This is a genomic window from Thalassospira tepidiphila MCCC 1A03514 (assembly GCF_001662875.1).
Lineage (GTDB): Bacteria > Pseudomonadota > Alphaproteobacteria > Rhodospirillales > Thalassospiraceae > Thalassospira > Thalassospira tepidiphila.
Genome location: NZ_JPVZ01000001.1, coordinates 894,565 through 906,531, shown reverse-complemented (window position 1 = coordinate 906,531; position 11,967 = coordinate 894,565). Strand labels below are relative to the sequence as shown.

At 57.0% G+C, this 11,967-nt stretch carries 13 protein-coding genes and 1 pseudogene; 12 read left to right on the top strand and 2 right to left on the bottom strand.

Going from position 1 to position 11,967, the window contains the following annotated elements:
- The 9 genes and pseudogenes from TH4_RS20755 to TH4_RS03940 all read left to right on the top strand — a co-directional run.
- Positions 1–529: pseudogene (locus TH4_RS20755) on the top strand (DEAD/DEAH box helicase); the annotation flags it as partial.
- A 290-nt stretch (positions 530–819) separates the two neighbouring features.
- Positions 820–1,653 carry a substrate-binding periplasmic protein gene (locus TH4_RS03975; RefSeq protein WP_064779968.1) on the top strand — a complete coding sequence of 278 codons (834 nt, stop codon included), beginning with the start codon at positions 820–822 and terminating at the stop codon, positions 1,651–1,653.
- Positions 1,654–2,154: 501 nt separating this feature from the next.
- Positions 2,155–2,619: a PaaI family thioesterase gene (locus TH4_RS03970; protein ID WP_008888483.1), complete on the top strand. Its 465-nt coding sequence runs from the start codon at positions 2,155–2,157 to the stop codon at positions 2,617–2,619.
- 58 nt (positions 2,620–2,677) lie between these two features.
- Positions 2,678–3,850: an isovaleryl-CoA dehydrogenase gene (locus tag TH4_RS03965; RefSeq protein WP_064779967.1), complete on the top strand. Its 1,173-nt coding sequence runs from the start codon at positions 2,678–2,680 to the stop codon at positions 3,848–3,850.
- A gap of 51 nt (positions 3,851–3,901) precedes the next feature.
- The gene (locus tag TH4_RS03960) at positions 3,902–5,089 is read left to right on the top strand and encodes an acetyl-CoA C-acyltransferase (protein ID WP_064779966.1); all 1,188 of its coding nucleotides are present in this window, start codon (positions 3,902–3,904) and stop codon (positions 5,087–5,089) included.
- 163 nt (positions 5,090–5,252) lie between these two features.
- The gene (locus TH4_RS03955) at positions 5,253–6,227 is read left to right on the top strand and encodes a sodium-dependent bicarbonate transport family permease (RefSeq protein ID WP_064779965.1); all 975 of its coding nucleotides are present in this window, start codon (positions 5,253–5,255) and stop codon (positions 6,225–6,227) included.
- A gap of 4 nt (positions 6,228–6,231) precedes the next feature.
- The gene (locus TH4_RS03950) at positions 6,232–6,543 is read left to right on the top strand and encodes a P-II family nitrogen regulator (protein ID WP_007088811.1); all 312 of its coding nucleotides are present in this window, start codon (positions 6,232–6,234) and stop codon (positions 6,541–6,543) included.
- A gap of 142 nt (positions 6,544–6,685) precedes the next feature.
- Positions 6,686–7,306 (top strand): carbonic anhydrase, encoded by a 621-nt coding sequence (locus tag TH4_RS03945; protein WP_008888479.1) that lies wholly within the window; start codon positions 6,686–6,688, stop codon positions 7,304–7,306.
- A gap of 78 nt (positions 7,307–7,384) precedes the next feature.
- Entirely contained in the window at positions 7,385–8,518 is a 1,134-nt protein-coding gene (locus TH4_RS03940) for an acyl-CoA dehydrogenase (protein WP_064779964.1), read from the top strand.
- A gap of 23 nt (positions 8,519–8,541) precedes the next feature.
- Here TH4_RS03940 and TH4_RS03935 read toward each other — a convergent pair whose 3' ends face one another.
- Positions 8,542–8,865 carry a hypothetical protein gene (locus tag TH4_RS03935; RefSeq protein WP_245227724.1) on the bottom strand — a complete coding sequence of 108 codons (324 nt, stop codon included), beginning with the start codon at positions 8,863–8,865 and terminating at the stop codon, positions 8,542–8,544.
- Between the two features lie 138 nt (positions 8,866–9,003).
- A complete protein-coding gene (pspF, locus tag TH4_RS03930) occupies positions 9,004–10,011 on the bottom strand; it encodes a phage shock protein operon transcriptional activator (RefSeq protein WP_064780040.1) in 1,008 nt (335 codons plus the stop codon).
- 170 nt (positions 10,012–10,181) lie between these two features.
- Here pspF and pspA point away from each other — a divergent pair, with 170 nt between their 5' ends.
- The 3 genes from pspA (at position 10,182) to TH4_RS03915 (ending at position 11,746) form a co-directional block, all read left to right on the top strand.
- Positions 10,182–10,859, top strand: a complete 678-nt coding sequence (gene pspA / locus TH4_RS03925; RefSeq protein ID WP_008888471.1) for a phage shock protein PspA — start codon at positions 10,182–10,184, stop codon at positions 10,857–10,859.
- A 48-nt stretch (positions 10,860–10,907) separates the two neighbouring features.
- Complete coding sequence (gene pspB / locus TH4_RS03920; RefSeq protein ID WP_245227723.1) at positions 10,908–11,165, top strand: envelope stress response membrane protein PspB; 258 nt, start codon at positions 10,908–10,910, stop codon at positions 11,163–11,165.
- Between the two features lie 107 nt (positions 11,166–11,272).
- On the top strand, positions 11,273–11,746 hold the full coding sequence (locus tag TH4_RS03915; RefSeq protein ID WP_064779963.1) for a PspC domain-containing protein: 474 nt from the start codon (positions 11,273–11,275) through the stop codon (positions 11,744–11,746).
- The last annotated feature ends 221 nt before the right edge of the window (positions 11,747–11,967 follow it).

Sequence of the window (11,967 nt, the reverse complement as noted above, 5' to 3'; positions counted from 1 at the left end):
CGGTGGTCGTGATGGCGGCCGCGATGGTGCCCGTGGTGACAATCGTGACGGTGGTCGCGGTCGTGGTTTCGGTGGCCGTGATGGTGCCCGCGCCGAAGGTGATCGCGCAGCACGCGGTTTCGGTGGTCGTGATGAGGCACGCGATGGTGGCCGTGATGGCGCACGTCGTGACTTCTATGATCGTCCGCGTCGTGATGGCGGTGATTTCCGCAATGACCGCAAGCCGCGCTTTGACAACGATGACCGTGCACCGCGCGGCGATCGTGAAGAGCGCAGTGGCGGCCGCGGTGGCAACTTCCGCCCCCGTGGTGAGGGTCGCGGCGAAGGCGGCAACCGTGACGAACGTCGCTTTGCCGACAAGCCGCGTGGTGATCGTGGTGGTAACTTCCGCGGTCGCGATGGTGGCCGAGATGGTGCTGGTGCGCGCGACGGTGCACGTCGTGACTTCAACGACCGTCCGCGTCGTGCCGAAGGTGGTCGCAGCGAAGGTCGCGGTGGCAACCAGGGCATGAAACGCCGTTCGGCATAATTCTGCCCCGCTGTATTGCGGGTACTGTATGGGGGCTGCGCCGGGGAACGGCATAGACGTTTACGTCATGCCGGTGCGCAGCACTTCACAGGGACATTGTTAAAGGGGGACCGGCTGGAAACAGCTGGTCCCTCGCTATTTTGGCCTGTGTTTCCCGCACGGGTTTGTAACGTATAACTGTTTAGACCTATTCTGAAGTGTGTAATTGGTCTAAATTTACTACACCTAAGCGTAAGGTATCTGTTCTGTGTGCCTCCGGGCTCGGAAATGCAGGCAGAGGAAGAGTGGTAATGATGAGCATCAGAATTGCATTTCTGGCCGTGCTTTTGGCGACCGTTGTTGGCTCGGGATCTGTGCGTGCACAGTCGGGCAAAAGCGGATCTGTTTCCGATGCCGACGGGCAGCGCGATTGTTCGCGTCTGGTTGCGTCGGGCAATCCGGATTACCCGCCCTATCTCTGGGTGGCCAAGGATGGCCAGACCCTGCAAGGTGCTGCTGCCGACTTTATCAAACGGGCCGGTGAACTGGCCGGTATTGAAGTCAACGTCGTTTATTCGGGCAACTGGGGCCGGGTGCAGCAACATATGCGCGACGGAACGATCGATCTGATCGCCGGTGCGTTCCTGACCCTGCCGCGTCTCGAATATATGGATTACTTCTATCCGGCCTTTCAGGGCACGCGCACCGTGATCTGGACGCATGACAATCTTGATCTGCGCTACAGCCAGTGGTCCGATCTTGTCGGGATTGATGGCCTGACCGTGATCAATAACAGTTTCGGGCAGGCGTTTGACACCTATGCCCGCCACAATCTGACCATCAGCGAAGTACCAAGCCTCGAACAGGGCTTGCAGATGCTCTCGCTTGGTCGGGCGGAATACCTGATTTACGAAGAATTCCCCGGCAAGGCCGTGGCCGCCCACGAAAACATCACCAATATCCGCAGTTACGACACCCCGGTCAGCACCGAAAACCTCTATCTGACCATGTCGCACAAATCCGAATGCAACACCGGCGAACTGCGCGGCCGCCTCTCGCGTGCCGTCTTCGATCTCGTCTCCCGCAATGTGATGACCGAAATGCTCGAAGCCAGCATCCGGGAATGGGGCGACCAGACCAACTGAGCCCAGACCAACTAAGGTCAGACAAGCTAGAGCCAGACCAACTGGGCCAGACTAACTGAGGCCAGACAAGCTAGGTGTCAGGCCAACTGGGGCCAGACCAACCAGGGTCAAACCAACTCGGGTCAGGCAAACTGGGGTCAGACAAACTAGGGTCAGACCAGCCGGAGCTTGTCGCCGCGCCACACGCGGGATGCCTCTGTCGCACCGTGAACAAACTGTCCCGATAATTGCGACACTAAAAATGTGAGGATTGCTCATATTTAATCTATGCCGCTGAAATCATGGGGCTTTTCCACGTCCAGCGCGCGAACTGCAATCCGAACCCGTCGAATATCCGCAGCTCCACGGCGATTTGGTCGCGATGCTGCCCGGCGCATCAAAAAACCGGTATAGCTATGCGGATTTAATTTGACGTTAACGTTAACGTCAACTACAACAGAGTCGCGTTATATCCCGGTGTGTTTGATCCTCATCGCGCCGGTTTCATCACAGGATCGCGACATGGCCTCGTTTGAACCGCAAAATCCCGATTACGTCGCCGAAGTGCGCCGGCGTTTCGCCCAGCAGCCCTACAATCTGTCGATCGGGGCCGAGGTTTCTGATGTCAAGCCGGGCCGGGTCGAGGTGATTGTGCCAACACGCCCTGATTTGTTGCAGCATAACGGCTATTTTCATGGCGGTCTGATCGCCGGGCTCGCCGATATCGCCGGGGGTTTTGCCGGTTGGAGTTTGGTCGAGGCCGATCAGGGCATGCTGACGATTGAATACAAACTTAACATCGTTGCACCGGGCATGGGCGATCAGTTGCGTGCGGTTGGCGAGGTGGTTTCACGCGGTCGGTCGATCATTGTCACCCGTATCGATGTCTTTGGTATGAGGAATACTGAAACGGTCCTCTGTGCGACCTCGCTTCAGACGCTCAAGGTGATGAAGCTTCCGCCGGAATTACTCACCAGCGCCGCATAATCGGGCTGATTATTCACTTTTATCAAATAACCAAATTGCGCAGGGCAGGAATAGTAACATGGCATTTTTCGACTTCCCCGGACTGAAATTCGATCTTGGCGAAACCGCGGAGGCAATCCGCGAAACCGTCTCGTCTTTTGCCGAGGCCGAAATCGCCCCGCGCGCGGCCGAGATTGATGCCAGCAACCAGTTCCCCAACGATCTGTGGCGCAAATTCGGTGATCTTGGCCTGCTGGGCATGACCGTGTCCGAAGAAGACGGCGGCACCGGCCTGGGCTATCTTGAGCACGTGATCGCCATGGAAGAAATCAGCCGTGCTTCGGCCTCGGTCGCGCTGTCCTATGGCGCGCATTCCAACCTGTGCGTCAACCAGATCAAACGCAACGCCACGCCCGAGCAAAAGGCCAAATACCTGCCCAAACTGATGAGCGGCGAACATATCGGGGCGCTGGCGATGAGCGAGCCGGGCGCAGGATCGGACGTTGTGTCGATGAAGCTTAAGGCCGAGAAAAAGGGCGATCGCTTTATCCTTAATGGCAACAAGATGTGGATCACCAACGGCCCTGATGCCCATACTCTGGTCGTCTATGCCAAAACCGATCCCGATGCCGGGCCCAAGGGCATTACCGCCTTTATCATTGAAAAGACGTTCAAGGGTTTCTCGACGGCACAAAAGCTCGACAAGCTGGGGATGCGGGGTTCCAACACCTGCGAACTCGTATTCCAGGATTGCGAAGTGCCCGAGGAAAACATTCTGGGCCAGCTTAATGGCGGTGTGCGGGTTTTGATGAGCGGCCTTGATTACGAACGCGCGGTTCTGGCTGCTGGTCCCACCGGGATCATGCGCGCCTGCATGGATGTGGTCGTGCCCTATATTCATGAACGCAAACAGTTCGGTAAGGCGATTGGCGAGTTCCAGCTGATGCAGGGCAAGATCGCCGATATGTACACCACGATGAATGCGTGTCGTGCCTATGTTTACGAAGTCGCCAAGGCGTGCGATCGCGGGGAAACATCGCGCAAGGATGCGGCGGGTGTGATCCTCTATGCTGCCGAAAAGGCAACCTGGATGGCGCTTGAAGCCATTCAGACGCTGGGCGGCAATGGCTATATCAATGAATATCCGACCGGCCGTTTGCTGCGCGATGCCAAGCTTTATGAAATCGGTGCGGGGACCAGTGAAATCCGCCGCATGCTGATTGGCCGCGAACTGTTTGGCGAAACCGCCTGAGTTCTGAGCTGAAACCCGAAACTTCGTCCCACGAACAAACGGACCCATACCATGAGCACTTCTGATCCGATCGTCATTGTTTCCTGTGCCCGCACCGCAATGGGCGGCCTGCAGGGGGATTTTGCCAGCGTGACCGCCGCCGAGCTGGGCGGTGTTGCCATCAAGGCAGCGCTTGAGCGCGGCGGTATGAGCGCCGATGATATTGATGAAGTCATCATGGGCAATGTACTGCCCGCCGGTCAGGGGCAGGCACCCGCGCGTCAGGCTGCCTGGCATGCAGGCATCCCGCGTGCGGCGGGGGCGACCACAATCAACAAGATGTGCGGATCGGGCATGAAGGCCGTGATGTTTGCCCATGATACGCTGGTCGCCGGTGGCGCCAATGTCATGGTGGTCGGTGGCATGGAAAGTATGACCAATGCGCCGTTCCTGCTTCCGAAAATGCGGTCGGGCCACAAATATGGTCATGACATGGTTTATGACCATATGGCGCTCGATGGCCTGGAAGATGCCTATGACAAGGGCCGTTCGATGGGCACCTTTGCCGAGGCGACAGCCGAAAAATACGGCTTTACCCGCAAAGAGCAGGATGACTATGCCATTACCTCGCTGACGCGGGCGCAGAATGCCGCCACGTCCGGCCATTTTGCCGATGAAATTACCCCGGTGACCTTTAACACCCGCAAGGGCGAAGTCACGATTGACGCCGATGAACAGCCACCCAAGGCGAGGCCTGAAAAAATCCCGACCCTGCGTCCGGCCTTTGCCAAGGATGGCACGGTCACGGCTGCACATTCGGCATCGATTTCTGATGGCGCTGCGGCCCTTGTGATGATGCGCGCGTCGGAAGCCGAAAAGCGCGGGCTTAAGCCGCTTGCCAAAATCGTTGGTCAGTCGACCCACGCCCAGGAACCCTGCTGGTTCACGACGGCCCCGATTGACGCGATCAAAAAGGTGCTGGCGAAAGCCAACTGGTCCAAGGACGATGTCGATCTTTGGGAAATCAACGAAGCCTTTGCCGTGGTCGCCATGGCCGCCATCCGTGACTTGGAACTTGATCACGGCAAGGTCAATGTCCATGGCGGTGCCTGTGCACTCGGCCATCCGATAGGTGCCACCGGTGCGCGGTTACTCGTAACCCTGATCCATGCGCTTAAAACTCATGGCGGGACCAAGGGTGTGGCGTCGCTTTGCATTGGTGGCGGTGAGGCCACGGCGGTTGCCATCGAGCTGCTTTAAGTTTTTGGTAAATTATGTGAACGAAGTTACGCCCCTGTGATCAGACCGTTCGGCTTTCTGATGACAGAAAACCGTGATCCTGCTATCGGAATTGCGGTTTTGGCGCAGGGGCGCGGCTGCTTGCGCGACACCAACACCGGGGTATCATAGTCAAGGGACAGCCATGCAAGATGTGTTGAGCCTGGCGGCGCAAAATCTTCTGTCGCCCATCGTTCTTTTCTTTGTTCTGGGGGTGGGGGCTGCCCTTGCGCGATCGGATCTGACGATCCCGGAAGCCGTCGCCAAAGGCATTTCGCTTTATCTTCTGTTTGCCATTGGCTTCAAGGGAGGGGTGGCGGTCTCAAATAACGGGATAGACCTGACACTTGGCATGACCCTGATGGCGGGCGTGATCCTGTCCTTTGTCTTGCCCTTCATTGCCTTTGCGCTTTTGCGCTGGATCTCGCAACTTAGCAGAACAGATGCCGCTGCGGTCGCAGGGCATTATGGCTCGATCTCGATCGTGACCTTTGTCGCGGCAACCTCGGTCCTGCAAAGTTCGGGCATCGTTGCAGAGGGTTACATGGTTGCGGTGGCTGCCGCGATGGAGGCACCTGCCATCTTCTCGGCCCTGCTGCTGGTGTCATCGGGTGGCAAGGGCCGGATGGATGGCGCGTTGATCCGTGAAATCCTGCTCAATGGTTCCATCGTCCTGCTGGTCGGCAGTTTCTTTATCGGCTGGATCACCGGTGCCGAAGGCATGGCCAAGATCGAAGCCCTGATTGTTTCGCCCTTCCAGGGGGTCCTGTGCCTGTTCCTGCTGGATATGGGGCTGGTTGCCGGGCGTGGCCTTAAGCAGGGGCGTGCGGTGCTGCGTCCGGGACCGCTTGTTTTCGGGATGTTGATGCCGGTGATTGGTTCGTGCCTTGGACTGGCGTTTGCGCTGATTATCGGCCTGTCGCTTGGTGGGGCAGTGTTGTTGATGGTTCTGGCCGCCTCGGCAAGTTATATCGCGGTGCCTGCGGCCATGCGTGTCGCCCTGCCAGAGGCCAATCCGTCGGTCTATCTTACGCTGTCGCTTGGCGTGACGTTCCCCTTCAACCTGACGCTTGGCATTCCGCTTTATCTTGCGATGGCCAGCGCCGTTCACGGAGGTTAATCCCATGGAAAAGCATGATGCCAAACGCGTGGCGATCATTATCGAAGCCATTATGGAAAGCCGCCTGCGTCAGGCGCTTGAGGGGGCGGGGGTTACCGGCTTTTCCGTGCTGCCAGTACTTGGCGGATCGGGTCGGTCAGGCAGCTGGAGCCGCGATGATACCGTGTCGCGGGGCGGCGGCATGGTTCAGGTGATCTGCATCATCCGTCCTGAGAAGCTTGACCGGATGCTTGAGGCCGCGTTCGAGGTGGTGGATCGTCATATCGGCGTTGTCACAATCAGTGACTGTCAGGTGCTGCGCGCGGATCGTTTCTAGGAACGTCAGGGTTTGGTTGTCTGCGAAACAAAGGAGATCGCACGTTTAGAACGGTTCAAAAGGTTGGAATGGGGGCTATCAACTTGGGCAATTTGGTCCTATTTTGTCGACAGCGTTATGACAGAATAGGGGACTTCGCGAGATGTCAAAGCCAACCGTTGATCGGATGCTTGCCGGGTTCAAGAGCTTTAAGGCGATGTATTATGATCAGCGCCCGGAACGCGTCGAGGACCTGGTCAATATGGGCCAGCGACCGGAAGTTCTTCTGATTGCCTGTTCTGATTCCCGCGTTGATCCCGCCATCCTGACCAATGCCGAACCGGGCGAAATGTTTGTCATCCGTAACGTGGCAAACCTTGTCCCGCCCTATGAGCCCGATGAGAATTACCACGGGACGTCGTCGGCGATCGAATTTGCGGTGCGTGATCTGAAGGTCAGGGACATCGTCATTCTGGGCCATTCGGCGTGCGGTGGCATGGAGGCTCTGGTCGAGCACGGCGAAGCGGGCAAGGTGCCGGACCGCGACTTTATCGGCGAGTGGGTCAGCATTTCGAAATGTTGTCTCGAACATGGCCCGGATGTCGACAAGGTATCGCGTCATTCGATCCGTAACTCGCTGCAAAACCTGATGTCGTTCCCGTTCATCAAGGAACGGGTCGAGGCCGGTGACCTCAAGCTGCATGGCTGGTGGTACGGCATGAAAGAAGGGATCCTGTGGCGCTTTGATGCCGCGCAGGACAAATTTGTTCAGGGCGAAGAGTAAGCCCGGTCTGATGAAAACGATCTTCTGATCGCAGGACCGGACATCGCCCATGAAACGTAAAGTGGGAGGGTGGCCGTCATGCGGTTGGAAGAACATCAGATCATGGTGCGCGATACCGCGCGCGAGTTCGCCGAAAACGAACTCAAACCCAATGCCGCAAAATGGGACATCCACCATACCTTCCCGGCGGAAGCCATCGCAGGGCTCGGCGAGCTTGGCTTTTTGGGCATGCTGGTGCCCGATGAATATGGCGGGGCGGGCATGGATCATGTCGCCTATGCGCTGGCACTTGAAGAAATTGCCGCTGGTGACGGGGCGACCTCGACCATCATGTCGGTGCATAACTCTGTTGGCTGCATGCCGATCCTGAAATTCGGCACCGAGGCGCAAAAGCAGGAATTTCTGATCCCGATGGCGCGCGGTGAAAAGATCGGGGCGTTCTGCCTGACCGAACCGCAAGCGGGATCAGATGCCAGTGCGCTGCGCACCCGGGCGGTTCGCGATGGCGATCACTGGGTTCTGAATGGCGCCAAGCAATTCATCACATCGGGGTCCGAGGGCGATGTCGCCATCGTCTTTGCCGTCACCGATCCGGATGCGGGCAAGCGTGGCATTTCCGCCTTTATCGTACCGACCGACACGCCGGGATATGTTGTTTCCCGGGTTGAGGAAAAGCTTGGTCAGAATGCCTCTGACACCTGCCAGATCACGTTTGTTGAATGTCGGGTGCCAGCCGAGAACATGCTGGGCGAGGAAGGGCAGGGCTACAAGATTGCACTCGCCAACCTTGAAGGCGGGCGGATCGGCATTGCTGCCCAGTCGGTTGGCATGGCGCGTGCGGCGTTCGAGGCCGCCAAGGATTATGCCAACGAACGCGAAACCTTCGGCAAGAAAATCATTGAACATCAGGCAGTGGCGTTTCGTCTGGCCGATATGGCCACCAAGATCGATGCTGCCCGGTTGCTTGTCCATCGCGCCGCTGCCTTGCGCGATGATCACAAGCCGTGTCTGACCGAGGCCTGTATGGCCAAGATGTTTGCCTCCGAAATCGCCGAGGAAGTCTGCTCGGCCGCGATCCAGATCCATGGCGGATACGGCTACCTCAAGGACTTCCCGGTCGAGCGCATCTATCGCGATGTGCGGGTGTGCCAGATCTATGAAGGCACGTCTGATATCCAGCGGATGGTGATTGCGCGCGCATTGGCCGATTGACGAGGGTGCGCGTCGGCTGATTGTTAGATCGGTGGCGGGGCAAAGCGTTCAAGGAAGCGTTCCGCGCGTGGCAGGGCGTCATGCAGGAACTGTTTGGGTTCGCGAAGCCATAATCCATCGATCTGGCGCGACTTGGGTTCGGAAATCAAAACGTCGTGCGGGATTTCTTTGATTTCGACGTCCCAGTCCGGCCAACGCTGTCTGGCCCGGCGGATGCAATGGCTGATGAATGCTGTACGCTTGCTGTAGCCATGATAATCAAACACCCAGTCATCGTGGGCGACGACAATGTGATTGCCCGGATGGTTGTTTTTTCGGGTGAAGCCAAAGTGCCGTAAAATCGCCAATCGCGCTGTATCGCTTGATAAAGGCGTGGGCGAGTATGTGGCAGGCACCACAGGCAAAGAACACCCGGTCCAGCAGGTTCCATCGCATCACCGGATCGCTTTTGCGATAGTTCGGTGTTCTTGGCTGATACATCGGCCTTAATCCTGACGCCCGGGCAGAAGTCCGTGCTTTTCCAGTAACCTGCGAAACTGGTGATAGTTCAGATCAAGCGCCTTGGCGGCCTCGGTCTGGTTGTTGGCGTTTTGGCGCAGGGCCTGTTCAAGCAGTTTGATTTCGAAATTGGCGACCTGTGTTTTGAAGTCGATATTTGTGTCTGGTTCCGGCGTGGCGGCTTCTGGCACAGGTGTCGGCGTGTCGCGGTCGGTCTCGGACCAGATATCCTCGAACGGATCGATGGTGATGTGGGCCAGCGGGGTTTCGGCGTCCTCGGACAGGTAGATGCTGCGTTCAACCGCGTTGCGCAGCTCGCGGATGTTGCCGGGCCAAGGGTAGCGAAGCAATTGTTCGGCGGCATTGCGCGAGAAGCCCGGAAAGACGCTGCGTCCAAGGCGTTTTGTCATCTCAAGAGCGAACTGTTCGGCGAGTAACAGGATATCATCAGACCTTTGCCGAAGCGGCGGGACAGCGATCACGTCAAAGGCGAGGCGATCAAGCAGGTCGGCGCGGAACCTGTTGGTTTTGGCCAGTTCGCGCAGATTTTCATTTGTCACACCAATGACGCGGGTGTCGACTTCGATGACTTCCGAGCCGCCGACACGCTCGATCTCACCATACTCCACCACACGCAGAAGCTTTTCCTGCACCACCGGACTGGCGGTGGCGATTTCGTCCAGGATGATGGTGCCGCCGTGCGCACGTTCGAACCGCCCGATATGGCGTTTGGTCGCCCCGGTAAACGCCCCGGCTTCGTGTCCGAAAAGTTCGGTATCAAGCAGGGTTTCAGACAGGGCGGCGCAGTTGACCTTGATTAGTGGTCCACCCCAGCGGCGCGACAGGTAATGCAGGCGGGCGGCAATCAGTTCCTTGCCCGAGCCGCGTTCGCCAATCACCAGACACGGTCGCTCAATCGGCGCCAGACGTGAAACATGTTCAAGGGCGGCTAGAAAAACGGGGTCTTCACCCAATATCGGTTGCAAGCTATCCATTTCGCGAAAAACGTTATCGAAAAACGACAATATTGTCGCGATAAAAGTTAAACAAAAAGTCTGATGATTGATTAAATCATTGATTTTAGGGGATTTCAAAACTGGCACGGCATTTGAAATACAGAGTGCAGAATTTGTAGCGTCCCCCGATTAATTAAGGAGATCAGACAATGGGCGTGTTTTCGCGTTTGTCCGATATCGTAAATGCCAACATCAACTCGCTTCTGGATCGTGCCGAAGATCCGGAGAAAATGGTGCGGTTGATGATCCAGGAAATGGAAGACACCTTGGTTGAGGTGCGTTCCGCCGCCGTCAAGGCGATTGCGGATAAGAAGGAAGTCGAGCGCAAGCTCAAGAAACTTCATGACGGTCAGGTCGAATGGGACACCAAGGCAGAGTTTGCCGTTTCCAAGGGCCGTGATGATCTGGCCAAGGGCGCACTGATGGCGCGCCGTCGTCTGGCCGATCAGAGCCTTGTGCTTGAGCGGGAGCTGGAAGTGATCGAGGAAACCCTTGGCAAGTATGACGAGGACCTCAATAAGCTTCAGAACAAGCTGAACGAAGCCAAGGCGAAACAGCGTACGGTTGAAATCCGCATGCAGACGGCTGAAAAGCGTGTCAAAATGAAAGAAAAGCTGCATTCCGGTCAGATCGACGAAGCACTTCTGCGCTATGAGCAGATGGAGCGCCGGATTGACGAACTTGAAGCGAGTGCGGACTCTTGGGACCTTGGTCGCGGACAGAGCCTTGAGGAACAGTTCGAAGACCTTGAGGCCGAGCTCGGGATCGAGGATGATCTTAAGGAACTGAAAGCACGCGTGAAAAGCGACGCGAAAAAAGACAAATAAGTAACGGGTTTTCGTGTTTCGACGTGTGAACCTGCTTGAAAGAACGAGATGTCGAATATGTGGGCGATTGCCGTACCTCTTATCGTTTTGATCGCCGTTGTTGGCCCGGTTTGGGTGGTGTTTCATTACATCACGGTTTGGAAACGCATGAAGGCCGAGCAACGCCCGCAAAGCCCGGAACAGACAGCCCGCGAAAAGGAAGCGGTGGCCGGTCTGAAACAACGGGCAAAGCGACTCGAAACGCGTGTCGAAACACTTGAACGCCTGTTAGATGCCGAGGTTGCCGAATGGAGGAACAGGATATGACTGCTCAGCAAGCTACTGCCGGAGACGGTTTTGGGCGCAGTCACAAAAGACGCTCGCGCTGTGGGTGTGGCTCACGGCACAACCCGGACGGTTCCAGGCGTCATGGTGTGATCGGCCGGACCACGCGCGGCATTTCAGAAGCCTTTGGCATTCCGCGCAAAGGGGTGCTGATCGCCTTCATTCTGGTTCTGATCTTCAGCTTCCCGGTCGGCGTGATGTTGTTTGGTCTGGCATGGGCCTATGTGCATCATCCGCAGTGGTTTGATGCTCTGCGCGGTAAAGTACGCGGTGCCGGTCAAAGCACATCGGCCGGACGTGCCGCCCGCCAGAACAACAGCACGGCCGATGCCGCAAACGAGCGGCCGACAGTTGGTGTTGATTATGAAGAAAGCTGGATGGAAGACCTGCGCGAGCAGTTTGACGATCTGGAACGGCGCACCGGTTCGATGGAAGGCTTTGTCGCATCTGGCGATTACCACATGGCATCCGAATTCAAAAAGATGAAAGAGGATGACGAAGCCGGTAAGGCCGATGAAGACAGCAAGCCGGACGATACCAAAACGGATGGGCCGAAGGCCTAAGCACGAGCCGAGCATTTTGACGAGATTGACGGCGGTTTTAACAGCTACCCCGAATCCCCCCTCGCGTTAGCACGGGTCTTGACCCGAAGAACCGTCGTCAAACATCAAACCGGACTTCTCAGGAGGTCCGGTTTTTCTTTTGTTTGCAGTTCCTTGCGGCAAAACCCCCAAATAGCGTTTATCACTATACCTAATTTAAAGGTTTTTCCGGCAAAGTCGGA

Coding starts and splice junctions, on each gene's coding strand:
- TH4_RS03975 (WP_064779968.1), top strand. CDS start 820: ATGATGAGCATCAGAATTGCATTTCTGGCCGTGCTTTTGGCGACCGTT.
- TH4_RS03970 (WP_008888483.1), top strand. CDS start 2,155: ATGGCCTCGTTTGAACCGCAAAATCCCGATTACGTCGCCGAAGTGCGC.
- TH4_RS03965 (WP_064779967.1), top strand. CDS start 2,678: ATGGCATTTTTCGACTTCCCCGGACTGAAATTCGATCTTGGCGAAACC.
- TH4_RS03960 (WP_064779966.1), top strand. CDS start 3,902: ATGAGCACTTCTGATCCGATCGTCATTGTTTCCTGTGCCCGCACCGCA.
- TH4_RS03955 (WP_064779965.1), top strand. CDS start 5,253: ATGCAAGATGTGTTGAGCCTGGCGGCGCAAAATCTTCTGTCGCCCATC.
- TH4_RS03950 (WP_007088811.1), top strand. CDS start 6,232: ATGGAAAAGCATGATGCCAAACGCGTGGCGATCATTATCGAAGCCATT.
- TH4_RS03945 (WP_008888479.1), top strand. CDS start 6,686: ATGTCAAAGCCAACCGTTGATCGGATGCTTGCCGGGTTCAAGAGCTTT.
- TH4_RS03940 (WP_064779964.1), top strand. CDS start 7,385: ATGCGGTTGGAAGAACATCAGATCATGGTGCGCGATACCGCGCGCGAG.
- pspF (WP_064780040.1), bottom strand. CDS start 10,011: ATGGATAGCTTGCAACCGATATTGGGTGAAGACCCCGTTTTTCTAGCC.
- pspA (WP_008888471.1), top strand. CDS start 10,182: ATGGGCGTGTTTTCGCGTTTGTCCGATATCGTAAATGCCAACATCAAC.
- pspB (WP_245227723.1), top strand. CDS start 10,908: ATGTCGAATATGTGGGCGATTGCCGTACCTCTTATCGTTTTGATCGCC.